Annotated in this window: 23 protein-coding genes; 14 read left to right on the forward strand and 9 right to left on the reverse strand. The window is 67.3% G+C overall.

Annotation, left to right across the window (positions count from 1 at the left end; all coding sequences use genetic code 11):
* Positions 1-391: 391 nt before the first annotated feature.
* Positions 392-865 carry an Hsp20 family protein gene (locus tag ACQ450_RS03545; protein WP_431470532.1) on the forward strand — a complete coding sequence of 158 codons (474 nt, stop codon included), beginning with the start codon at positions 392-394 and terminating at the stop codon, positions 863-865.
* A gap of 152 nt (positions 866-1,017) precedes the next feature.
* On the opposite strand, the gene ACQ450_RS03550 is transcribed toward ACQ450_RS03545, so the two are convergent.
* Together ACQ450_RS03550 and secG are read right to left on the reverse strand one after the other, a co-directional pair.
* A complete protein-coding gene (locus tag ACQ450_RS03550; RefSeq protein ID WP_431470533.1) occupies positions 1,018-2,649 on the reverse strand; it encodes a CTP synthase in 1,632 nt (543 codons plus the stop codon).
* A gap of 98 nt (positions 2,650-2,747) precedes the next feature.
* Positions 2,748-3,137, reverse strand: a complete 390-nt coding sequence (secG, locus tag ACQ450_RS03555; protein ID WP_431471269.1) for a preprotein translocase subunit SecG — start codon at positions 3,135-3,137, stop codon at positions 2,748-2,750.
* 196 nt (positions 3,138-3,333) lie between these two features.
* Here secG and ACQ450_RS03560 point away from each other — a divergent pair, with 196 nt between their 5' ends.
* The 9 genes from ACQ450_RS03560 to ACQ450_RS03600 all read left to right on the forward strand — a co-directional run bounded on the left by ACQ450_RS03560 (position 3,334) and on the right by ACQ450_RS03600 (position 11,903).
* Positions 3,334-3,687 (forward strand): MarR family transcriptional regulator, encoded by a 354-nt coding sequence (locus ACQ450_RS03560; protein ID WP_188056320.1) that lies wholly within the window; start codon positions 3,334-3,336, stop codon positions 3,685-3,687.
* Positions 3,688-3,799: 112 nt separating this feature from the next.
* Positions 3,800-4,534 (forward strand): C40 family peptidase, encoded by a 735-nt coding sequence (locus ACQ450_RS03565; RefSeq protein WP_431470534.1) that lies wholly within the window; start codon positions 3,800-3,802, stop codon positions 4,532-4,534.
* Positions 4,531-5,475, forward strand: coding sequence for an N-acetyl-gamma-glutamyl-phosphate reductase (gene argC / locus ACQ450_RS03570; RefSeq protein ID WP_431470535.1), 945 nt, complete (start codon positions 4,531-4,533; stop codon positions 5,473-5,475). Before ACQ450_RS03565 ends, argC begins: the two co-directional genes overlap by 4 nt.
* A 74-nt stretch (positions 5,476-5,549) precedes the next feature.
* Positions 5,550-7,007: a glucose-6-phosphate dehydrogenase gene (gene zwf / locus ACQ450_RS03575; RefSeq protein WP_188055148.1), complete on the forward strand. Its 1,458-nt coding sequence runs from the start codon at positions 5,550-5,552 to the stop codon at positions 7,005-7,007.
* A gap of 73 nt (positions 7,008-7,080) precedes the next feature.
* Positions 7,081-7,788: a 6-phosphogluconolactonase gene (gene pgl / locus ACQ450_RS03580; RefSeq protein WP_431470536.1), complete on the forward strand. Its 708-nt coding sequence runs from the start codon at positions 7,081-7,083 to the stop codon at positions 7,786-7,788.
* A gap of 33 nt (positions 7,789-7,821) precedes the next feature.
* Complete coding sequence (gene edd, locus ACQ450_RS03585; protein ID WP_431470537.1) at positions 7,822-9,645, forward strand: phosphogluconate dehydratase; 1,824 nt, start codon at positions 7,822-7,824, stop codon at positions 9,643-9,645.
* A 101-nt stretch (positions 9,646-9,746) separates the two neighbouring features.
* Positions 9,747-10,715, forward strand: coding sequence for a glucokinase (gene glk / locus ACQ450_RS03590; protein WP_431470538.1), 969 nt, complete (start codon positions 9,747-9,749; stop codon positions 10,713-10,715).
* Between the two features lie 17 nt (positions 10,716-10,732).
* The gene (gene eda, locus ACQ450_RS03595) at positions 10,733-11,317 is read left to right on the forward strand and encodes a bifunctional 4-hydroxy-2-oxoglutarate aldolase/2-dehydro-3-deoxy-phosphogluconate aldolase (RefSeq protein WP_431471270.1); all 585 of its coding nucleotides are present in this window, start codon (positions 10,733-10,735) and stop codon (positions 11,315-11,317) included.
* Between the two features lie 127 nt (positions 11,318-11,444).
* Entirely contained in the window at positions 11,445-11,903 is a 459-nt protein-coding gene (locus ACQ450_RS03600; RefSeq protein ID WP_431470539.1) for a DUF4126 domain-containing protein, read from the forward strand.
* 47 nt (positions 11,904-11,950) lie between these two features.
* Here ACQ450_RS03600 and mltG read toward each other — a convergent pair whose 3' ends face one another.
* The 6 genes from mltG to fabD all read right to left on the reverse strand — a co-directional run bounded on the left by mltG (position 11,951) and on the right by fabD (position 17,156).
* Positions 11,951-12,922, reverse strand: coding sequence for an endolytic transglycosylase MltG (gene mltG / locus ACQ450_RS03605; protein ID WP_188055153.1), 972 nt, complete (start codon positions 12,920-12,922; stop codon positions 11,951-11,953).
* A 43-nt stretch (positions 12,923-12,965) separates the two neighbouring features.
* Positions 12,966-14,225, reverse strand: a complete 1,260-nt coding sequence (gene fabF / locus ACQ450_RS03610) for a beta-ketoacyl-ACP synthase II (RefSeq protein WP_431470540.1) — start codon at positions 14,223-14,225, stop codon at positions 12,966-12,968.
* 115 nt (positions 14,226-14,340) lie between these two features.
* Positions 14,341-14,574: an acyl carrier protein gene (locus ACQ450_RS03615; protein ID WP_410482671.1), complete on the reverse strand. Its 234-nt coding sequence runs from the start codon at positions 14,572-14,574 to the stop codon at positions 14,341-14,343.
* 113 nt (positions 14,575-14,687) lie between these two features.
* Positions 14,688-15,281, reverse strand: coding sequence for a hypothetical protein (locus ACQ450_RS03620; RefSeq protein WP_188055155.1), 594 nt, complete (start codon positions 15,279-15,281; stop codon positions 14,688-14,690).
* An 85-nt stretch (positions 15,282-15,366) separates the two neighbouring features.
* Complete coding sequence (fabG, locus tag ACQ450_RS03625) at positions 15,367-16,104, reverse strand: 3-oxoacyl-[acyl-carrier-protein] reductase (RefSeq protein WP_188055156.1); 738 nt, start codon at positions 16,102-16,104, stop codon at positions 15,367-15,369.
* Positions 16,105-16,220: 116 nt separating this feature from the next.
* A complete protein-coding gene (gene fabD, locus ACQ450_RS03630) occupies positions 16,221-17,156 on the reverse strand; it encodes an ACP S-malonyltransferase (RefSeq protein WP_431470541.1) in 936 nt (311 codons plus the stop codon).
* Between the two features lie 227 nt (positions 17,157-17,383).
* On the opposite strand from fabD, the gene ACQ450_RS03635 reads away from it, so the two are divergent.
* From ACQ450_RS03635 to rplI, 4 genes are all read left to right on the forward strand, one after another.
* A complete protein-coding gene (locus tag ACQ450_RS03635) occupies positions 17,384-18,301 on the forward strand; it encodes a hypothetical protein (RefSeq protein WP_431470542.1) in 918 nt (305 codons plus the stop codon).
* A gap of 174 nt (positions 18,302-18,475) precedes the next feature.
* Positions 18,476-18,883 (forward strand): 30S ribosomal protein S6, encoded by a 408-nt coding sequence (gene rpsF, locus ACQ450_RS03640; RefSeq protein ID WP_431470543.1) that lies wholly within the window; start codon positions 18,476-18,478, stop codon positions 18,881-18,883.
* Between the two features lie 14 nt (positions 18,884-18,897).
* The gene (rpsR, locus tag ACQ450_RS03645; RefSeq protein ID WP_188055160.1) at positions 18,898-19,122 is read left to right on the forward strand and encodes a 30S ribosomal protein S18; all 225 of its coding nucleotides are present in this window, start codon (positions 18,898-18,900) and stop codon (positions 19,120-19,122) included.
* Positions 19,123-19,134: 12 nt separating this feature from the next.
* Positions 19,135-19,746, forward strand: a complete 612-nt coding sequence (rplI, locus tag ACQ450_RS03650) for a 50S ribosomal protein L9 (RefSeq protein ID WP_188055161.1) — start codon at positions 19,135-19,137, stop codon at positions 19,744-19,746.
* Positions 19,747-19,995: 249 nt separating this feature from the next.
* Here the strand turns inward: rplI and mutL are convergent, their stop codons facing one another.
* Positions 19,996-21,786, reverse strand: coding sequence for a DNA mismatch repair endonuclease MutL (gene mutL / locus ACQ450_RS03655; protein ID WP_431470544.1), 1,791 nt, complete (start codon positions 21,784-21,786; stop codon positions 19,996-19,998).
* Positions 21,787-21,810 lie beyond the last annotated feature (24 nt).

Consider the following 21,810-nt stretch of genomic DNA (forward strand, 5'->3'; position numbering starts at 1 on the left):
AAGTCAAACTGTTGGACGCGAGCGCATAGCCGGTGACAAAGCACGATAGGGCACGTACCAAAAGCATACGAAGCGCAGGCAAAGGCCGTGGTTCGGGGAGGCATCACGCCCCGCTTGTCGAGAGAAGCAAGCGTGCGGGCGAAGCCTGACAAAGGGGGCTGACGAGCATTCGTCACGCAGGCGCCCGGGCCGGAAACGGTCCGGGCGTTTCGCGTTGCGGAAAAGCCGTGCGCGCTTTCTCTGCACATTTGTGCACATGCCTCTTGAACTGGGCACGCTCCACTCCGAAATCAGCCTCGTGCGGCGCCCTCGCGGGCCGTGCAGACCCCGGTATCGCAGACGACTGGATGCCGGTTTTCGACGTTCATTTTGCTCATTGGAGGATTTGAAGATGCGTCAGATCGACCTTACCCCTTTCCGCCGCTCGACCGTCGGCTTCGACCGGCTGTTCGATATGCTGGAATCCAGCGCGCGCCAGATGACGACGGACAATTATCCGCCGTTCAATCTCGAGCGCCTCGCCGAGGACCGGTATCGCATCACGCTCGCCGTCGCCGGCTTCAAGAGCGATGAGATCGACGTGACCGCGCAGCAGAACCTGCTGACCGTTACCGGCCGGAAGGCCGAAGCGGAGAGCGATGGCCGCGAGAGCGCCTACCTCCACCTCGGCATCGCCAACCGCAGCTTCGAGCGCAGGTTCGAACTGGCCGACTTCGTCCGTGTGGAAAGCGCGAACCTCAACGATGGTCTGCTCACCATCGATCTGGTGCGTGAAGTGCCCGAGACGATGAAGCCGAAGAAGATCGCGGTGCATGCGGGCGAGCCGCAGTCCGCGATCGAACATCGCGCCGCCAACGCGGCGTAACCCCACACCACGGCTCGCGACGTCTTTCTCCCTTTGGGCGTCGCAGCAGGGACGCCCCGGCCGCGAGGTCGGGGCGTCTTTTGTTTGGATCAGGGGAACGGGTCGCTACCGGCACCAGCCTGGCGCGCCTCCCGCGCCGAGGTGAGGCGCGGCTAGACGAGCCTTCCCTGCCGCACGGCTGCCTCGATGAAGCTCGCGAACAGCGGGTGCGGATCGAAGGGCTTCGATTTCAGCTCGGGGTGGAACTGAACGCCGACGAACCAGGGATGGTCGGGCCGCTCGACGATCTCGGGCAGCGTGCCGTCGGGCGAGAGCCCCGAAAATACGAGCCCGTCCTCCTCCAGCACCTGCCGATAATGGGTGTTCACTTCGTAGCGGTGCCGATGGCGCTCGCTGATCGAATCCTGGCCATAGATCGACGCGACGACGCTGTTGCCGGCAAGTTTCGCCGGATAGGCGCCGAGCCGCATCGTCCCGCCGAGATCCCCGCCCTCTTCGCGCTTCTGAAGGCCGTCGGCGCTCATCCATTCGGTGATCAGACCGACGATCGGCTCGTCGGTGTGACCGAATTCGGTAGTCGAGGCAGCGGAAAGCCCCTTGTCGCGCGCTGCCTCGATGCAGGCCATCTGCATGCCGAGGCAGATGCCGAAGAAAGGCACGCCGCGCTCGCGGGCAAAGCGCACGCTGGCGATCTTACCCTCGCTGCCGCGCTCGCCGAAGCCGCCGGGAACGAGGATACCGTGCATCGGCTCGAGCTGGGCGGCGATCTCGTGCTCGCTTTTCTCGAACAGCTCGGCGTCGAGCCAGCGGACGTGCACTTTCACGCGATTGGCGATGCCGCCGTGGACGAGCGCCTCGTGCAGCGACTTATAGGCATCGGGCAGGCCGACATATTTGCCGACCACGCCGATGGTGACTTCGCCCTCGGGATTGTCGAGACGCTCGACGATTTCCTGCCAGCGGTCTAGGCGCGGCGGCTCGCCCGGCTCGATCCCGAAAGCGCGCAGCACTTCGCCGTCGAGCCCCTCGGCATGATATTGCAGCGGCACGGCGTAAATGCTGCTCGCATCGAGCGCCGGGATCACCGCTTCCTTGGGCACGTTGCAGAACAGTGCGATCTTGGCACGCTCGCTGGGCGGCAGCGGATGTTCCGAACGGCAGACGAGCACGTCGGGCTGGACGCCGAGCGACGCCAGCTCGCGCACGCTGTGCTGGGTCGGCTTGGTCTTCAGCTCGCCCGCTGCCGAGATGTACGGCACCAGCGTGACGTGGACGCTGATCGACTGGCCACGGCCCAGCTCGTTGCGCAGCTGGCGGATCGCCTCGATGAACGGCAGCGATTCGATGTCGCCGACCGTGCCGCCGATCTCGCACAACACGAAGTCGAGATCCTCGGTCTCCGCCGTGGCGAACGCCTTGATCGCGTCGGTGACGTGCGGAATAACCTGGACGGTGGCGCCCAGATAGTCGCCCCGCCGTTCGCGCTCGATGATCGTCTTGTAGATCCGGCCCGAGGTGATGTTGTCCGACTGGCGCGAGGCGACACCGGTGAACCGCTCGTAATGGCCAAGGTCCAGATCGGTTTCCGCGCCGTCGTCGGTCACATAGACTTCGCCGTGCTGATACGGCGACATCGTGCCGGGATCGACGTTCAGATAGGGATCGAACTTGCGAATCCGCACGCGATAGCCGCGCGCCTGGAGCAACGCCGCGAGGCTCGCTGCCATGAGACCCTTGCCGAGCGACGAGACCACGCCGCCGGTGATGAAAATATACCGCGCCATGGGAGAAGAGGCCTAACGCCAGAATTCGGGACACGGCAAGCGGACGACTCCGCTCGCGCAGAAAAAAGATGGTCAAGCGCCCGAAGGCGCCGACACCGTTACTGGACGATCGGCACGTCCGCTTCGTCGGCCGATCCGCCCTCGGCGGGCGCGGTGCCATTGCCCGGCAGCACGAAGGGAGCGGTTTCCTCGCCGGTCAGCGGCGCGGTCTGCGCCGGAGGCGCCGCGGGCTGCCGCGCCAGGCTGGTGTCGATCGTGGTCGCGCCGCGCGTCGCCGCCAGCACCGCGAGCAGGATGCTCATCGCCACGAACACCGTGGCGAGCACCGCCGTCGAGCGCGTCAGGAAATCCGCCGCGCCGCGCGCCGACATCAAGCCCGACGGGCTGCCGCCGGTGGTGAGGCCGCCGCCTTCCGAGCGTTGCATCAGGATCACGGTCACCAGCAGGGCCGCGATGATCGCATGGACGACGAGCAGGAAGGTAAACAGCATGGCGGAAGCGAAGGCCCTATCGAGGAAAGGCGCGACATAGGCGAGCCGCGGCGCCCGATCAACTGCCGCGGAACGATCCTAAGCGTAACATTTACGCAAGCCACGGAAACCACACGGGACCCGGGGCGTTTGAAGCCCCGAAGACCCGGAGCGGACCGGGTTCGTAACGGGTTGAGTAAATGCTGTGAACGCTATGTCGGACCAGTCGCTGTCGTCGTGGAAGAACACGCTGGTCGACTATGTGCGTTCGGGCGAACCCGATCTCACCAACCGTCAGATGGCGCTGCTGATGCTCGTTTATCTCGAGCCGGGCCCGCATACGGTGCGCGGATTGGCCCGCGCGCTCAACGTATCCAAGCCGGTGGTGACGCGCGCCTTGAATCGGCTGGGCACGCTCGGCTATCTCCGCCGCCAGCGCGACGACACGGACAAGCGCAACATCTTCGTCGCGCGCACCGCTGAAGGGGCAGATTTTCTTGCAGAATTCGGGCATTTCCTCGCTGGCGACGATCTCAGCGAGCCACTCGCCCGCAGAGTCACGGCGTGACCGCTTCGCACTGACGGGCCGGTCCACACGCATCGATTCGCGGACTGACGCGGCACGCCGCGACTTGGCCGACGTGCGGCTCGCGGACCGTGTGTTCGCGCCACACTACGCCATGGCCATTGCGCAGAGCGCCGTCGTCCCCGCGCCGATCCTCGCCGACCGCATTGGCGACGCCGATCCGATCTCCGAGATCCTTCCCGGCGAGCGGTTCGAGATCCTCGAACTCGCGCACGACCAGGGCTGGGGCATCTGCACCGCCGACGGCGCGGTCGGCTATGTGCCCGACGCGGCATTCGGCGATCTCGTCGAGCCCACCCATATCGTTCAACTGATCGCAGCGCCGGTGAGCAGCGATCCGCACCCTGATTCTCCCAAGCTCTGGACGCTGCCGATGGGCGCGCGCGTGGTGGCCGACGCCGCCGAGCACGGCTTCCACGCGCTTGCCGAGGGTGGCTTCGTGGCCGATTCCGCGCTTCGCGGCGTGGATGAACCGTTCACCGACCCGGTCGAGGTCGCGGAGATGTTGGTCGGAGTGCCGGTACGGCCCGGCGGCCGCTCGGGCGCGGGTGTCGATGCGGGCGGGCTGATCCATCTCGCGCTGGCAATGGCCGGCATCTCTGCTCCGCGCTTCTGCGACCTGCAGGCGCAGGCGCTTGGTGCGCCGCTCGAGGACGAGCGCGCCTGCACGCGTGGCGACCTGGTCTTCTTCGCCGGACACGCAGCGATCTTGGCCGATGCCGAGACCGCGATCCACGCAGACACGGCCGAAGTGGTTCGCGAGCCGCTCGCCGCCCTGATCGAGCGCGGCGACCATGGGCCTGTGACGGCAGTGCGGCGGCTGAAGTGAGCGTGCGGGTCTTTATCGACGGTGCGGTCGGCACCACCGGCCTCGAGATTCGCGACCGGCTTGCGGGGCGGCCGGAGATCGCGCTGCTGACGCTTGCCGAAAGCGATCGCAAGGACGCCGACAAGCGCCGGGCGATGCTGAACGAAGCCGATTTCGTCATCCTTTGCCTGCCCGATGATGCGGCGCGCGAAGCGGTGGCGATGATCGAGAGCGAGCAGGTGCGCGTGATCGACGCATCCTCGGCCCACCGCGTGGCCGACGGCTGGACCTATGGCTTTCCCGAACTTGAGCCGGGGCAGCAGGCAGCGATCGCACAGGCTGTGCGCGTCAGCAATCCGGGCTGCTGGCCCACCGCCTTTCTGGCGATGGTGCGGCCGTTGGTGCGCGCCGGGCTCGTGCCGCACGATTGGCCGCTCGCCTATTCGGGTGCTTCGGGATATTCGGGCGGCGGCAAGGCGATGATCGCGGCGTTCGAGGATCCGGGCGCGCTCGAACATACTGATACTGCCTATCGCGCGTACGGCCTCGGGCTGAACCACAAGCATCTGCCCGAGATGCAGAAGCATGCGCGGATCGCGCACCCCCCGATTTTCCAGCCGGCGGTTGCGCGCACCTATCGCGGGATGCTGGCCGAAATCGCGCTGCCCGCGCATGCGCTGCCCCGCCGCCCCTCCCCCGCCGCGATCGAGACGGCGCTGCGCGATGCCTATCGCGACTGCCGGCTCGTGCGCGTGCTGCCGATGGCCGACACCGCCGTTGTGCGCATCGAGGAAGACGCCGGCACCGACCGGCTGACGCTGCGCGTGTTCGGCAATGCCGAAACCGGACATCTCCGGCTCGTCGCGACGCTCGACAATCTCGGCAAGGGAGCGGCTGGCGCCGCCGTGCAGAACCTCAACATCATGGCGGGACTCGAGCCGACCGCCGGGCTGGTCCTCTAGCGAACGCGCGCGCCGAGCCTTGCGGGTCGACGGCGCTTTCCTCTACCGCTGCCTCTCCGGCGAAAAGGGACCGCATGACTCATTCCGTGGCCAAGCTCCTCCTGTTCGGCGCGACCGGCGATCTGGCACAGCGCATGCTGCTGCCCTCGCTCTATGGCCTCCATGCCGACGCTCTGCTTCCGCGGGGGCTGACGATCACAGGCACGGCGCGCGCCGAGCATGATGATGCCGGCTATCGCGCCTTCGCCGAACGGGCGCTTGAGGAGTTCCTGCCCGAAGATCGCAAGGACGGCGCGGCGATCGCGAGCTTTCTCGAACGGCTGCACTATCAGCCGCTCGACGCATCCTCGCTGGAGGGGTTCGGCGCGCTCGCCGAGAAGCTGGGTGACATCTCCGGCGGTCTCGCGATCTTCCTGTCGACCGCACCCTGGCTGTTCGGGCCGACGATCAAGGGACTGCAATCGGCAGGACTCACCGGCGAGCGCGTCCGGATCGGGCTCGAAAAACCGCTGGGTTTCGACCTGCCCTCGAGCCGCGAAGTCAACGACATCGTCGCCGAGGCCTTCCCGGAAGAGCGCACGTTCCGCATCGACCATTATCTGGGCAAGGAGACGGTGCAGAACATTCTGGCGCTGCGCTTCGGAAACTCCCTGTTCGAGCCGGTGTGGAACGCGCGCGGAATCGATCACGTCCAGATCACGGTGAGCGAGACGGTGGGGCTCGAAGGCCGCGCCGATTATTACGACGAAGTCGGCGCGCTGCGCGACATGGTGCAGAATCACATGCTCCAGCTGCTCGCGCTGATCGCCATGGAGCCGCCCGCGCGGTTCGACGCGACCGCGATCCGCGACGAGAAGGTGAAGGTGCTGCGCTCGCTGCGCCCGATCACGGAGCGCGACGTCCCGGGCCTGACCGTCACTGGTCAATATGCCGCCGGTGCGGTGCAGGGCCGAATCGTTCGCAGCTACGGGGACGAGCTGGAGAAGGCCTCGGACACCGAGACGTTCGTCGCGCTGAAGGCGCATGTCGACAATTGGCGCTGGCAGGGCGTGCCTTTCTATCTGCGTACCGGCAAGCGGATGACCGAGCGCCGCAGCGAGATCACGATCCAGTTCAAGCCCGTCCCGCATTCGATCTTTTCCAATCGCGGCGGCGCGCTGCATCCCAACACGCTGGTGATCCGGCTCCAACCCGAGGAATATGTGCGGCTGCTGGTGATGGCAAAGCAGCCCGGGCTCGACCGCGAGGGCCTGCGGCTGCGCGAAGTGCCGCTCAACCTGTCGCTCGACACCGAGTTCGCGGGCACGCGGCGGCGCATCGCCTATGAACGGCTGCTGCTCGACCTGATCGAAGGGGATCCGACCCTGTTCGTTCGCCGCGACGAAGTGGAAGCGCAATGGGCCTGGATCGACGCGATCCGCCAGGGCTGGCAGCGCGATGGCATCCGGCCGAAATCCTATGCCTCGGGAAGCTGGGGCCCCTCGGCCGCGATCGCACTCACCGAACGCGACGGCGTGAGCTGGCACGAGTAGATTCCCGCGCAGCGCGAACCGTTCGACGCCGCGACCGTTGTCCAATCACCCACCCGAAGTACGAGGAGCAATTATGACGACCGAGATCGAATGGTGGGACTATGACGACGCCGACGAGATGGCCGAGGCCGTCGCCGGCGACGTCGCCTTCATCATCGGCCAGGCGATCGACGAGCGCGGTGGCGCCGTGATCGCGCTGCCGGGCGGCAAGACTCCGCTGCCGATCTACGAGAAGCTGATCGACGCCAAGATCGACTGGAAGCGGGTGACGATCGTGCCGACCGACGATCGGCTGGTGCCGATGGGCGACGATCTTTCGAACGTGACGATGCTCGGCAAGACCTTCCTGCCCAAGGGTGCCCGCGTGCTGCCGGTGACGAGCGAAGCGGCCGAGGACTATAAGGCGGCCGGCCGCGCGGCGGATGCCCGCCTGCAGGACGTGCATTGGCCGCTCGACCTGTGCCTGCTGGGCGTGGGCGCCGACGGACACACTGCGTCGATCTTCCCCGGCCCCGATCTCGACGAGGCGCTGAACGGGCCGAAGGAGCGCCGCGCGCTGGGCGTGATGCCCGATCCGATGCCGCCCGAAGCGCCGGTGGCACGCGTGTCGCTCTCGCTTGCGGCGATCGTCTCCGCCAAGGCGCTGATGATCGCAGTCACCGGGCAGGCGAAGCGCGACGTGATCGAAGCCGCGATCGCCGAGGGCGTCGGTTCGCCTGCGCCGATCGGGCGGGTGCTGGCCGAAACCGAGCTGCCGGTCGACATTCACTGGGCTGCGTGACGAGGCGTTCCACTTCCGTCTGGGGATGAGGAAATGAGCAGGCTGAACACGGAAATCGCGGCCGTCACCGATCGCGTGATCGAGCGTTCTCGCGAAAAGCGGGCGGCCTATCTCGAACTCCTCCGCCGCGAGCGCGAGAGCGGCGCCGATCGGCCGAAGCTGGGCTGCGCCAATCTCGCCCACGCCTATGCCGGTACCGACGAACAGCGCGACCGGCTGCGCGACGGCCGGGCGATGAACATCGGGATCGTGACCGCCTACAACGACATGCTCTCGGCACATGCGACCTATTATCGCTACCCCGAGCAAATGAAGATCTGGGCGCTCGAAGCCGGCGCCACCGCGCAGGTGGCGGGCGGCGTGCCCGCGATGTGCGACGGCGTGACTCAGGGCTATGCCGGCATGGAGCTGTCGCTGCTGAGCCGTGACACGATCGCGCTCTCGACCGCGGTCGCGCTCAGCCACCGCACCTTCGAAGGGGCGGCGCTGCTCGGCATCTGCGACAAGATCGTGCCGGGGCTGCTGATCGGCGCGCTGCGCTTCGGCCATCTGCCGATGGTGCTGATCCCGGGCGGCCCGATGCGGTCGGGCCTTGCCAACAAGGACAAGGCACGCGTCCGCGAACTCTACGCCGAAGGCAAGGCCAGCCGAGAGGAACTGCTCGACGCCGAGATCGCCGCCTATCACGGCAAAGGAACCTGCACCTTCTACGGCACGGCCAATTCGAACCAGATGATGATGGAGGCGATGGGGCTGCACGTACCCGGCGCCGCCTTCGCCAATCCGCAGACCAAGCTGCGCCAGGAATTGACGCGCCATGCCATGCATCGGCTGCCGGAGATCGGATGGCACGGAAACGACTTTCGCCCGATCGGCCATTGCGTCGACGAAAAGGCGATCGTCAACGCCGCGATCGTGCTGCTGGCCACCGGCGGATCGACCAACCACCTGATCCACCTGCCCGCGATCGCACGCTCGGCGGGGGTGACGATCGACTGGGACGATTTCGACCGACTTTCGCGCGTGATCCCGCTACTGACGCGAGTCTATCCCAACGGGTCGGCCGATGTGAACGGATTCGAGGATGCGGGCGGCCCGCCGTTCGTGATCCGCGAGCTGCTGAAGGGCGGGCTGCTCCACGGCGACATCCTGACGATCTCGTCCGGCGGCATGGCGGACTATGCGCGCAAGCCGGACGTCGAAGACGATCGGCTGGTGTGGCGCGACTTGCCCGCGAAAAGCGGCGACGACACGATCATCCGCACGCTCGACGCGCCGTTCTCGCCCGAGGGCGGCTTCCGCATCCTCAAGGGGAACATCGGCCGTGCCTGCATCAAGGTCTCGGCGGTCGAGCGCGAGCGCTGGGTGATCGAAGCGCCGGCGCGCGTGTTCGAGGACCAGCTCGCGGTGCAGCAAGCATTCCGTGCCGGCGAGCTCGACCGCGACGTGGTGGTGGTCGTCCGCTTCCAGGGCCCCAGGGCGAACGGCATGCCCGAGCTGCACAAGCTCACGCCGCCGCTGGGCGTGCTGCAGAACCGCGGCTACCGCGTCGCGCTCGTCACCGACGGGCGCATGTCGGGCGCGAGCGGCAAAGTGCCCTGCGCGATCCATGTTTCGCCCGAGGCGCTGGGCGGCGGCGATATCGCACGAATCCGCGATGGCGACATCGTCCGGGTCGATGCCGAAACCGGAATGCTGGAGGCGCTGGTGGACGCCGCGGAGTGGAACGCGCGCAAGCCGGCCGCAGCGCCCCCCGTCCTGGCCGGAACCGGCCGAGAACTGTTCGGGCTGATGCGCGCGGGCGCCGACGAGGCGGAACTGGGCGCATCGGCCGTGCTGGCCGCAGGGGGACTCTAGGCCGGGTCCGGTCCTTTACTTGCAGCCACACGGCGCAGAGAAGGGCAAAGCCTCGGCAGGACGCGCGAACCCGCAGTCGCGCCGGATCGGAGAGGATCGGAATGGACGTCGTCGCAGTCGATATCGGCGGAACCCACGCACGCTTCGCCGTCGCCGAGGTGGCCGAAGGCCGCGTCGTTTCGATGGCTGAGCCCGTCACGCTGAAGACGGCAGAGCACGGCAGCCTTCAGCTCGCCTGGCAAGCCGCGGTGGCACGGCTCGACCGGCCGATGCCGAAGGCTGCCGCGATTGCGGTCGCATCGCCGATCAACGACGAACTGATCAAGCTCACCAACAATCCCTGGATCATCCGTCCGAAGCTGATCCCCGAGCGGCTGGAAGTGGACCAGTGGATCCTCGTCAACGATTTCGCGGCTGTGGGCCATGCCGTGGCGCAACTCGGCGCGGACTGTTTCCTGCACCTGTGCGGCCCGGACAAGCCGCTGCCTCCAAAGGGCGCGATCACGGTCTGTGGCCCCGGCACCGGTCTCGGCGTCGCGCAGGTGTTCCGCCACGGCGCCGGCTACGACATCATTGCGACCGAGGGCGGACATCAGGACTTCGCGCCGCTCGACAGCCTTGAGGATGCGATCCTGAAGCGGCTGCGTCGGGCCTATACCCGCGTCTCGGTCGAACGGATCGTCGCGGGTCCGGGGATCGTCGCGATCTATGAGACGCTGGCGGAGATCGAAGGTCGCGCAGTGGAGAGCCGCGACGACCGCAAGATCTGGGAACTGGCGCTGGAAGGTCGGGACAGCCTGGCAGTGGCGGCGCTCGATCGCTTCTGCCTGTCCCTTGGAGCGGTCGCGGGTGACCTGGCGCTCAGCCACGGCCCCACTGGCGTGGTGATCGCGGGGGGGCTGGGATATCGCCTGCGCGAACATCTGCTCGCATCGGGCTTTGCCGAGCGATTCGTCGCCAAGGGGCGCTTCCAGTCGCTGATGGCCTCGATTCCGGTCAAGCTCATTACTCATCCCCAGCCCGGCCTCTATGGCGCCGCGGCTGCCTTCGCGCAGGAGCATGCCAAGTGAAGCCCATCGAACAGATCATGCGAACCGGTCCCGTCATCCCGGTGCTCATCGTCGCAGATGTGTCGCAGGCGCGCCCGCTGGCGCAGGCGCTGGTGAAGGGCGGCATCCGGGTGCTCGAAGTGACGTTGCGGACTCCTGCGGCGCTCGATGCGATCCGCGAGATGAAGACCGTGGACGGTGCGATCGTCGGCGCGGGAACGGTGGTGACGACCGACCAGTTCGAGCAGGTGATGGACGCTGGCGCCGAGTTCATCGTCTCGCCGGGGCTCAGCGAAACGCTGGCGCGGCCGATCATCGATTCGGGCGTGCCCTTCCTCCCGGGCGTCGCGACCGCAGGCGACATCATGCGCGGGCTCGATCTCGGGCTCGAGCATTTCAAATTCTTCCCGGCGGAGACTTCCGGCGGACTGAAAGCGCTCAAGGCGCTGGCCGCACCCTTCTATCAGGCCAAATTCTGTCCCACCGGCGGCATTTCGCTGACGAGCGCGCCCGAGTGGCTGGCGTTCGAGCCTGTGCTGTGCGTCGGCGGGAGCTGGCTTGCCAGCGGATCGCCGGACGCGGTGGAAGCAAAGGCACGGGAGGCTGCCGCACTGGCTGCATGACCGACTTCAACACGCAGTGAAGCGCAGCGCGCCGCCGGCGCTTCACGGACGACGCGCCGGAATCACCGGCAGACCGGACCCAATCGGCCCTTCATCTGTTCGTGGAGAAACACCGATGGGGAAACCGATGCTTCGTTCGATCTTGATGGGACTGGTTGCGGGCCAGCGCTCGATGACGCCGCTTGCCGCTTTGGCGGGCGCCGCCCGGCGCGGTACGCTTCCACATGACAATGCCGAAGCGCGGCTGATGGCGCACCCGCTGATCGCCGCGGGCGGCGTGACGATGGCGGCGGCCGAAATCGCGGGCGACAAGATGGAAACCGCGCCCGACCGTACAGTATTCCTCGGCTTGCTGGCGCGCACGATCACCAGCGGCTTCGCCGGGGCAGCGCTCGCGCCGCCCAAGCGCCAGCTCGCCGGAGCCGCCTTGGGCATCGGCGCGGCGATCGCCGCCTCCTATGTCGGGCTCGCCGCGCGCAAGCGCGCGCAGCGGCGCTGGGGGCAGACCGCGACCGGATTCGTCGAGGATGCGATCATGACCGCCTCGGCCAATGCGATCGCGCATGCCAAGCCGGCGCGCACCTGAAATCCTGAGTTTCAGCGGCCGGCAGCGCATCGCCGGCGACCGCGTCCCTACATCTCGCCCCGGGCGCGGCGCAGCGCATACCAGCGCTGCACGTTGCGATTGTGCTGTTCGAGCGTGTCGGCGAAAATATGCCCGCCGGTGCCGTCCGCGACGAAATAGAGCGCGCTCGATTCGGCGGGATCGAGCACCGCATCGATCGATTCGCGGCCCGGATTGGCGATCGGCCCGATCGGAAGCCCGGGCATCGCATAGGTGTTGTAGCCGTTCTGCGCCTGAAGCTCCGAGCGCAGGATGCGGCGGCCAAGCGGGCGCCCCTGCGTCACCGGATAGATGACGGTCGGGTCCGCCTGCAGCGGCATGCCGCGCTTCAGCCGGTTCGAATAGACGGCCGCCACCGTCCGGCGCTCCTCGGGCTTGCCGGTTTCCTTTTCGACGATCGAGGCGAGGATCAGTGCCTCGCGCGGCGTGGAAACGGCCGTGCGCGGGCTGCGACGGGTCCATGCCTCGGCGAGATAGTCGATCATCGCGCGCTGCATCCGTTCGAGCACCGCCTGTCGCTGGTCGCCGCGCACATAGCTGTAGCTGTCCGGCAGCACCGTGCCTTCGATCGGCACCGCGATTTCGCCTTCGAGATGTTCGGCCTCCATCAGCGCCTCGTGCACCAGCACCGAAGGCGTGCCTTCGGGGATGGTGACGAAGCGCTGCAGGGTGCGGCCGCCCTGCATCAACTTGAGGATGTCCGACTGGCTGAGGCCGGCGGGGATGCGATACTCGCCTGCCTTGATCGGTTCGCCCGAGCCGAAGAGGCGCGCGTAGAGCGTGAAACGCCGTGCCTCAGCTATCGCCCCCGCCTCCTCGAGACGCTCGGCCGCGGCAGTGAGGCTCGCGCCTTCAGGAACGATCACGCTGACGTTCGTGGCCGCCGGCCCCTCGCCTCCCCAGTCGCGCACGACAAGGAAAGCGGCGGCGATCACCGCCAGGCCGAGAATCAGTCCGCCAAAGCCGATGAGCCGCCGCATAGCCTCTCCATGCCATTCGCGCGGAGCCGTGCGGCTCCGTGCCTCAGACCGCCTTCATCACCAGCGAAGCATTGGTCCCGCCGAAGCCGAAGCTGTTGTTCAGCACCGCCTTCACCTTGCGCTCCTTCGCCTTGTGCGGGACGAGATCGACACCGGCGCAATTGTCGCTCGGATTGTCGAGATTGAGCGTCGGGGGCACGATCTGGTCGCGCATCGCCAGGATGCAGAAGATCGCTTCGACCGCGCCCGCGCCGCCCAGCAGATGGCCGATGGCGGACTTGGTCGAGCTCATCGACATCGTCTCGACGGCGTTGCCGAACAGGCGGCGCACCGCTCCGAGCTCGAGCTCGTCGCCGAGCGGCGTAGAGGTGCCGTGCGCATTGACATAATCGATGTCGGTAAGCTCGAGCCCCGACTTCTTCATCGCCATCGCCATCGCGCGGAATGCGCCGGAGCCCTCCGGATGCGGGGCCGTGACGTGATAGGCGTCGCCCGAGAGGCCATAGCCGACCACCTCGGCGTAGATCTTCGCGCCGCGTGCCTTCGCCCGCTCATATTCCTCGAGCACGACCACGCCGGCGCCTTCGCCCATCACGAACCCGTCGCGGTCGCGATCATAGGGACGGCTCGCGCGGGTGGGATCGTCGCGGAATCCGGTCGACAGCGCGCGCGCCTGGCCGAAGCCGGCGATGCCGATCGGGCAGATCGCGCCCTCGGCGCCGCCCGCGAGCATCACATCGGCATCGTCCATCGCGATCATGCGCGCGGCGTCGCCGATCGAATGCGCGCCGGTCGAGCAGGCAGTGACGACTGCGTGATTCGGGCCCATCAGCCCGTATTTGATCGAAACCTGGCCCGAGATGAGGTTGATGAGCCGCCCGTGGACGAAGTGCGGCGAAACGCGCTTCGGCCCCTTGTGCTCGAGCACCAGCGATTCGCTTTCGATCCCCGGCAGGCCGCCGATTCCCGAACCGATCGAGCAGCCCGCGCGGAGCTTTTCCTCGTCGGTCATGTCGAGGAGCCCGGCGTCCTCGATCGCCTGGCCGGCGGCATCGATGCCATAGACGATGAACGGATCGACCTGTCGCTGAATCTTGTGATCGACGCGCTTGTTCGGATCGAAGCCATATTCGTGGTCGGCCGGTTTGACCTCGCACGCATAGTTGGTGTGAAAATCGGTCGCGTCGAAACGCGTGATCGTGGCCGCGCCGGACTTGGCAGCGATGATGTTCTTCCAGGCGGTCTCGACGTCGCTCCCCAGCGGGGTGACGAGGCCGAGCCCGGTTACGACTACGCGGCGCATGGCGCTTCTCCGTCCTTCACAAACAAAAGGGCTCCCCGCCCCGATCGTTCACCCCGGGACGGGGAGCCGCTGGTGCCGTGCCGATCGGGGCTGGCGGGGTCTGCCGCAGCAGCGATCAGCCCTGATGTTCCTCGATATAGTCCGTCGCGTCCTTGACGGTGGTGATCTTCTCGGCTGCGTCGTCGGGGATTTCGACGCCGAATTCCTCTTCGAACGCCATCACCAGCTCGACGATGTCGAGGCTGTCGGCGCCCAGGTCATCAATGAAGCTCGCTTCGGGGACGACTTCCGATTCCTGGACCCCAAGGTGCTCGACGACGATCCTCTTCACGCGATCGGCGGTGCTCATGATCCCTGTTTTCCTTCTCTTGCTTTGGGGGTCTCGATTTGATGAACGCACGTAGAACGGTGCCGGTGCCCTGACAAGAGGGGGTGGCACCCTCTCCTGCTCGCCCGGCGCGATCAGCGGGCGCGATAGTCCTGCACGGCCTGCTCCATCAGCAGCGTGCCGTAGATTCCCTGGCCGATCGCCGCTCCGATCGTCTGCAGCGCTTCGCCGTCCGGCGTGCCGAAGGTGGCGCCTGCGCCTTCCATCGCACGCGCGGCCGCGGTCATCGCGCTGCCGCTCATCGCACCGGTCTCGACGAGGCGAGTGATCTCGGCTTCGGGCACCGCACGATAGGCGAGATCGAACTGCTCGCTCTCGACATTGTAATCGCGCAGCCGATACGCCGCGTTGCCGCGGATCGTGCTCCCGCGGAAATAGGTAAGAGCGGCCTCCTGACGCGGATCGCCCCACCCGTAGCTTCTCCGGCACTCCATGATCGCGGAGCTGATGCTCTGGTGCAGCGCCTCTTCAGCATCCGATTCGGCAACGAAGTTCTTGCGCGCAAATGCCGCGAGCGCGTCGCTATCGACATAGCGCGGAATACGGCCGCCGATGCAGGAAACCGGACCCCGGACGGCGACCGGCTCGGCGGCAGGCGCAGCATCCTGCGCGAGCGCGGTGCCGGGAGCGGCGGCGAGAAGAAGGGGAAGGAAGGCGGCGAATCGCATCAGGACGTGCTCCGTGACAGAAGAAGCACGCTTCTAGCGTGCCTTGCGCGGCATCTCCATGACATCGGGTTGAAATTCGCGCGGCTCAGAGCATCGCCATCCCACCGTTCACATGCAGCGTCTGACCCGTGACATAACCGGCCTCGCGGCTGGCGAGATAAACGACGGCGGCGGCGACATCGGCGCCCTCGCCCAGCGTTCCGGCCGGGATCCGACCGGTCAGCGCGTCCTTCTGCGCGTCGGGCAGCACGTCAGTCATCGCCGAGCGGATGAAGCCGGGCGCGACGCAGTTCACCGTGATGCCGCGGCTCGCAAGCTCCTGCCCCAGCGCCTTCGACATGCCGACCACACCGGCCTTCGACGCGGCATAGTTCGCCTGCCCCGGATTGCCCGTGGCGCCCACCACCGAAGTGATCGAGACGATGCGGCCGAACCGCGCCTTCATCATCGGCCGGGCAGCCGCGCGACACAGGCGGAAGGCGGCCTCGAGATTGACCGTGATGACCTGATCCCACTCCTCGTCCTTCATCCGCATCGCGAGATTGTCACGCGTCACGCCGGCATTGTTCACGAGGATGTCGAGCGTGCCGAGCGCCTCCACCGCCTGCGGCACGAGCTGGTCCACCGCGGCGCCATCCGAAAGGTCGCACGGCAGCGCGACATGATCGCCGCCCAGCTCGGCGCGAAACGCCTCCAGCTTCTCGGCATTCGATCCGGACACCGCCAGCCGCGCGCCCTGCGCCGCGAGCGCTTTGGCGATGGCGGAGCCGATGCCGCCGGACGCACCGGTCACGAGGGCATTCATTCCGGTAAGGTCAAACATTCGCGGTTCCTCTCTTCATCTCGCCCGAAATCCGTCTCAGGGCTACCGCGCCAAGGCGGCGAAATTGGTGCGCGGACAATGCGGAAACGTGCCCAGCATGGCCGCAGGAACTTCGGTCAAAGCCCCTTCGCCAGCGTCTCGATATCGCCCATCGAGACGACGCTGACCGCATCGGCTTCGGGCACGATCCGCTTCACCATCGGCGTGAGCACCTTGCCGCCCAGCTCGACGAACTGCGTGACTCCCGCGGCATGCATCGCCCGCACCGATTCGCGCCAGCGCACCATCCCGGTCACCTGTTCGACGAGCTGGCGGCGGATCGCGTCCGGATCGGCGCTCGGCGCCGCCGTGACATTGGCGTAGAGCGGTACCGGCGGCGCGCGCAGCGTGGCTTCGGCAAGCGCCGCTTCCATCGCCTCGGCAGCAGGCTGCATCAGCGGGCAGTGGAAGGGAGCCGAGACCGGGAGCAGGACGGCACGCTTGGCGCCCATCTCCTTCGCCAGCGGCACGGCGCGCTCGACTGCCGCGCGCTGGCCGGAGATCACGACCTGGCCCGGATCATTGTCGTTGGCAACGGTGCACACCTGCCCCTCCGCAGCGGCTTGCGCGATCGCGCGCGCTTTCTCCAGATCAGCGCCGAGCAGCGCCGCCATCGCCCCCTCGCCAACCGGCACCGCCGACTGCATCGCATCGCCGCGCTTGCGCAGCAGGCGGGCGGTCGTGGCGAGATCGAAGGTCTCGGCGGCGCAGAGGGCGGTGTACTCGCCCAGGCTGTGACCAGCGACGAAATCGGCCTTGTCGGCGAGCCGCACGCCGCCTTCGCGCTCCAGCACGCGCAGCACTGCGATGGCATGCGCCATGATCGCCGGTTGGGCATTGGCGGTCAGCGTCAGCGTCTCCTCGGGCCCTTCGGCCATGATCCTCGACAGCGCCTGCTCGAGCGCGTCGTCGACTTCCTGGAAGGTCTCGCGCGCAGCCACGCTTGCCTGCGCCAGCGCGCTGCCCATGCCGACCGATTGGCTTCCCTGACCGGGAAAGATGAAGGCGCGCATTCGTGTCTCCTCGGGCTGTCCCCATTGAAGCGCCGGGCGTTAGAACCGTTCCCGCCGGCGATGCAAGGCAGTCGCGGCGCCGCCGCCGACACCGCTGGCGCACGCCGGGCGCCGGGCACCTCTGGCGGGGCAAGGAAACCCTTGCCGTTTCCGGCACGCATTGGCGACGCCGGCCACCGATGCTATGGTTAACGCGTCCAGGGAGAAGACCAGCGATGTTCCGCAGGATGCTGAGCACGGCAGCACTGTTCGCCGCGACGATTACCGCAGCGCAGGCACAACCGGTACAGATACAGCCGGTCGGCGTTTCCGCCGACACCCTGCCCGACGATTTTCGCGGCAAGGTCCGCTACTTCGGCAATCACAGCGGCACGGTCACGACGATCCAACGCGCTGGCGAGCGGCGCCGAGCGAGTTCCGCGTGTCCGCGGCCCGATCAGGGCTGCCCCGAGCGAATCGGCGGTAGCCTGGAGGTCGAGCTCGAATTCGACGGTGAAGTGGTGAAGGGCGTGTTTCGCGGCACGGGAGGCCTGCGTGACAGCGGCCTCATCGGCCGCCGTCAGGGCTCCGCATGCCGGCTGTTCGACCTTGCCGACGGTTCGGTGTGGTCGGGCCGCTGCGACAGCGAGGCGTTCATCGGCACGGTCGCGAGCGTTCCGAACGCCGCGACGCAGCTCGAGCTGGCGTTCGAAACAGTGGGCACGCGCACGCTCGACTATGCCGAGCGCGAGCGCCGGCGCCGCGAATATCATGAGCGCCTGCGCCGCATCGAATTCCTGCAGGCTCTGGTCGACGGGACGGCACCGATCGAACAGCGGCTCGACGCGGCGGTCGAGCTCGATTCCTACTCCTGGCAAGATGACGCCTATCGGCCCGGCAGCCTGCGCAACATCGAGCGGGGTCGCGAACGCGACGATCGCTATCAGATCGGCGGCGACTTCGCCCTACAGAACGGCGGCGCCGGCTGGGTGCGCGCGACCGTGGACCACGGTACGATCTCGTGCCTCGAATTCTGGGACGCGCCGGGTGTGTGCCGTCCGATCACGCCGCCACGCCTTCCCGCACCCCCGCCCGAGGAAGGCGCGCCCGAAGCGTTCCCGTCGCTGATCCTGCCGGCGCAGGCGCGCGAGACACCGGGCGGCTGATCGGGCTGCGGGCGGCGCCTGACCGCTTGCGATTGCACGAACGTTCCGCTAAGGGGCGCGCTTCACCGGGGCGGGCGGCCAGCAGGCTTCCCGCTCCGGCGTGTTTTGAGACGACAGCCGGAGGGGCGACCGCATGGGGCGGCGTCAGCGATCGGCCAAGACAGGAAAAGAACCATGGCTCTGTACGAGCATGTGTTCCTTGCGCGCCAGGATCTGGCACAGGCGCAGGTGGACGCACTGGCGGAAACCGCCACCAAGATCGTCGAGGACAATCAGGGCAAGGTCGTGAAGACCGAGACTTGGGGACTGCGCAGCCTCGCCTATCGCATCCAGAAGAACCGCAAGGCGCATTATGTGATGCTCGAGATCGACGCCCCCGCCGGCGTGGTCGCCGAGCTGGAGCGCCAGACGAGCATCAACGAGGACGTGATTCGCTACATGACCGTTCGTGTCGACGAGCTCGAGCAAGGCCCGTCGGTGATGATGCGCAAGGGCGACCGGGACCGCCGCGACCGTGGCGATCGCGGAGACCGTGGTGATCGCGGCGGCCGCGGCCGTGACCGCGACGGCGACAACGACTGATCGGAGCGAGACCCATGGCACGACCCTTTTTCCGCCGCCGCAAGAGCTGCCCCTTCTCCGCGAAGGACGCTCCCAAGATCGATTATAAGGACGTCCGTCTGCTTCAGGGATTCGTCTCCGAGCGTGGCAAGATCGTCCCGTCGCGCATCACTTCGGTGAGCGCGAAGAAGCAGCGCGAGCTGGCCCAGGCCATCAAGCGCGCCCGTCACCTGGGCCTGCTGCCCTACATCGTTAAGTAAGGAGCGCACCCCATGGACGTTATTCTGCTGGAACGCGTCGAAAAGCTCGGCGCCATCGGCGACGTGGTTCGGGTGAAGGACGGGTTCGCCCGCAACTACCTGCTGCCGCGCAAAAAGGCGCTGCGCGCCAACGAAGCCAACCGCAAGGTCTTCGAAGCCAATCGCGAGCGGATCGAGGCGGAGAACGCCGAACGCCGCACCGAGGCCCAGAAGGAATCGAAGACGCTCGAGGGCGTTTCGATCACGCTGATCCGTCAGGCGTCGAACACCGGCCAGCTCTACGGCTCGGTGGCGGTCCGCGACATCGTCGAGGCGCTCAACGCCGAAGGTCACAAGGTCAACAAGGCGCAGATCGTCCTCGACAAGCCGATCAAGGCGATCGGCCTGTACGAAGTCCGCGTCGCCCTGCACCCCGAAGTGTCGGTGACCGTCAAGGTCAACGTCGCCCGCTCGCCCGAAGAGGCCGAGATGCAGGCACAGGGCGTCGACGTGATGGCCGCGATGTTCGAGGAAAACCGCGACGAGGCGGGCTTCACCGAGGAGCGCGACCCCAACCTCGAAGCCGGCGAGATCGCTCGCGACGAGCCGGAAGCGAGCGACGAGGGCGAAACGCCCGAAGCCTGAGGCCGCTGCTCAAGCACAAAAAGAAAGGGGCCGTCCGGAATGCCGGGCGGCCCCTTTTTCGTCGTTTGCCGAAACCGATTCAGGGGCAGGTGACGCAGGCGCCCACCACTGCGGCGAGCGGGATCAGGGCGAGCACGACGGGCACGATCTTGTTCATGGCGACTGCCTTCAACTAGTGTCGCCCGTTCAACGTGCACTGCGGCCAATGGTTGCCGAAAGGTCAATCGATACGCAGCGCCCGTACGGAGCCTATCTCCGGCCGAACAGCTTCTCGATATCCCCATGCGCCAGTTTCACCCAAGTCGGGCGTCCGTGATTGCACTGGCCCGAATGCGGTGTCGCTTCCATTTCGCGCAGCAGCGCGTTCATCTCTGCCACGCCGAGCACGCGGCCCGCGCGGACCGATCCGTGACACGCCATCGTCGCGGCGACATGGTCGAGCCGTTCGCGCAGGCTCAGCGCCTGGTCGAAACTCGCCAGTTCATCGGCGAGATCGGTAACCAGCCCGGCAACATCCCCCTGCCCCAGCAGTGCAGGCGTCGCACGGACCAGCATCGCCCTGGGGCCGAATCGCTCGAGCTCGAGCCCGAAATCGGCGAGTTCGGCGACGCGGGCTTCGAGCCTGTCGCACGCCGGTTCGTCGAGCTCGACTACTTCGGGCAGCAATAGGGCCTGGCTCGCGACGCCGCCGTCGCCGACGGCGCGGCGCATCCGCTCGAGCACCAGCCGCTCGTGCGCGGCATGCTGATCGACCAGCACCAGCCCGTCCTCGGCCTCGGCGACGATATAGGTCTTCGCCACCTGCCCGCGCGCCACGCCGAGCGGATAGTCGATCGCCTGCGGCACCGGCTCGCTCGCGTCCGCTGCGCGCGCCTGCGGCGGCGGCGCCAGGAAGGAAGGCCGCCGCTCCGCAACGTGCCCCCGCAGCGCCGACTCGAACTCGGTGCCCACACCCGGCGCGCCGAAGAGGGACGCGCCCGCCTCCCGCGCCGAGGGCAGATCGCCTTCGCGCCGCCACATGCCGAGCGCCGCCTCGCTGGGGCGCTGGACGCTGCGGTGGCCGGCAGCATCAAGCGCCCGGCGCAGCCCGCTGACGATGAGGCCCCGCGCGAGCGCCGGATCGCGGAAGCGCACTTCGGTCTTGGCGGGGTGAACGTTCACGTCGACTGCGTCGACCGGCACTTCGAGGAAGAGCGCGACCACCGGATGCCGATCGCGCGGGAGCATCTCGGCATAGGCACCGCGCACCGCACCGGTGAGCAGCCGATCCTTCACCGGCCGCCCGTTGACGAACAGATATTGGTGATCGGCCACTCCGCGGTTGAACGTCGGCAGGCTGGCGACGCCGCCCAGCACCAGCCCCTCGCGCACGAAATCGATTGCGACGCTGTTCTCCGCGAGGCCACGGTCGGTGAGCGCAGCGACGCGCTCGGGCCGGCTCTCGCCTTGCTGCACCAGCAGCACCCGGCGCCCATCATGCTCCACCGAAACGGCAACGTCCGGCCGCGCCATCGCGAGGCGCCGCACGGCATCGAGGCAGGCGGCATATTCCGCACGGGCAGTACGCAGGAATTTTCGCCGCGCGGGCACCTTGCCGAACAGATCCTCGACGCGGACCCGGGTTCCGGGAGGCAGCGCCGCCGGCCCTTCGGAAACGAGCGTTCCGTTGTCGACGGAGCGCGACCAGCCCTCGTCGCCGCGGACCCGGCTCTCCAGCGTCAGCCGCGCCACGCTGGCGATCGAAGGCAACGCCTCGCCGCGAAACCCGAGCGTCTCGACCGCATCGATCGCGTCATCGAGCAGCTTCGAGGTCGCATGCCGCTCCAGCGCCAGCGCCATTTCGGCAGGATGCATCCCGCAGCCGTCGTCGCTCACTTCGATCAGATCGGTGCCGCCAGCCGACAGCCGAACCGTGATCCGTGACGCGCCTGCGTCGATGGCGTTCTCGACCAGTTCCTTCAGCGCACTGGCGGGACGCTCAACGACTTCGCCCGCAGCGATCCGATTGACGAGATGTTCTGGTAAGCGGCGTATTGACATGGAACAGTCTGTAGCCCAAGCGGC

This window comes from Sphingosinithalassobacter sp. LHW66-3, assembly GCF_050703275.1.
Lineage (GTDB): Bacteria > Pseudomonadota > Alphaproteobacteria > Sphingomonadales > Sphingomonadaceae > Sphingomonas.

Bases quoted from the DNA above. Each gene is read 5' to 3' on its own strand.
- mltG (WP_188055153.1), bottom strand. From the start codon at position 12,922: ATGCGGCGGCTCATCGGCTTTGGCGGACTGATTCTCGGCCTGGCGGTG.
- ACQ450_RS03620 (WP_188055155.1), bottom strand. From the start codon at position 15,281: ATGCGATTCGCCGCCTTCCTTCCCCTTCTTCTCGCCGCCGCTCCCGGC.
- fabD (WP_431470541.1), bottom strand. From the start codon at position 17,156: ATGCGCGCCTTCATCTTTCCCGGTCAGGGAAGCCAATCGGTCGGCATG.
- mutL (WP_431470544.1), bottom strand. From the start codon at position 21,786: ATGTCAATACGCCGCTTACCAGAACATCTCGTCAATCGGATCGCTGCG.
- ACQ450_RS03550 (WP_431470533.1), bottom strand. From the start codon at position 2,649: ATGGCGCGGTATATTTTCATCACCGGCGGCGTGGTCTCGTCGCTCGGC.
- ACQ450_RS03545 (WP_431470532.1), top strand. From the start codon at position 392: ATGCGTCAGATCGACCTTACCCCTTTCCGCCGCTCGACCGTCGGCTTC.
- rpsF (WP_431470543.1), top strand. From the start codon at position 18,476: ATGGCTCTGTACGAGCATGTGTTCCTTGCGCGCCAGGATCTGGCACAG.
- ACQ450_RS03565 (WP_431470534.1), top strand. From the start codon at position 3,800: ATGGCCATTGCGCAGAGCGCCGTCGTCCCCGCGCCGATCCTCGCCGAC.
- zwf (WP_188055148.1), top strand. From the start codon at position 5,550: ATGACTCATTCCGTGGCCAAGCTCCTCCTGTTCGGCGCGACCGGCGAT.
- eda (WP_431471270.1), top strand. From the start codon at position 10,733: ATGCGAACCGGTCCCGTCATCCCGGTGCTCATCGTCGCAGATGTGTCG.
- glk (WP_431470538.1), top strand. From the start codon at position 9,747: ATGGACGTCGTCGCAGTCGATATCGGCGGAACCCACGCACGCTTCGCC.
- ACQ450_RS03635 (WP_431470542.1), top strand. From the start codon at position 17,384: ATGCTGAGCACGGCAGCACTGTTCGCCGCGACGATTACCGCAGCGCAG.
- fabG (WP_188055156.1), bottom strand. From the start codon at position 16,104: ATGTTTGACCTTACCGGAATGAATGCCCTCGTGACCGGTGCGTCCGGC.
- ACQ450_RS03615 (WP_410482671.1), bottom strand. From the start codon at position 14,574: ATGAGCACCGCCGATCGCGTGAAGAGGATCGTCGTCGAGCACCTTGGG.
- ACQ450_RS03560 (WP_188056320.1), top strand. From the start codon at position 3,334: ATGTCGGACCAGTCGCTGTCGTCGTGGAAGAACACGCTGGTCGACTAT.
- rpsR (WP_188055160.1), top strand. From the start codon at position 18,898: ATGGCACGACCCTTTTTCCGCCGCCGCAAGAGCTGCCCCTTCTCCGCG.
- ACQ450_RS03600 (WP_431470539.1), top strand. From the start codon at position 11,445: ATGCTTCGTTCGATCTTGATGGGACTGGTTGCGGGCCAGCGCTCGATG.
- rplI (WP_188055161.1), top strand. From the start codon at position 19,135: ATGGACGTTATTCTGCTGGAACGCGTCGAAAAGCTCGGCGCCATCGGC.
- edd (WP_431470537.1), top strand. From the start codon at position 7,822: ATGAGCAGGCTGAACACGGAAATCGCGGCCGTCACCGATCGCGTGATC.
- fabF (WP_431470540.1), bottom strand. From the start codon at position 14,225: ATGCGCCGCGTAGTCGTAACCGGGCTCGGCCTCGTCACCCCGCTGGGG.
- pgl (WP_431470536.1), top strand. From the start codon at position 7,081: ATGACGACCGAGATCGAATGGTGGGACTATGACGACGCCGACGAGATG.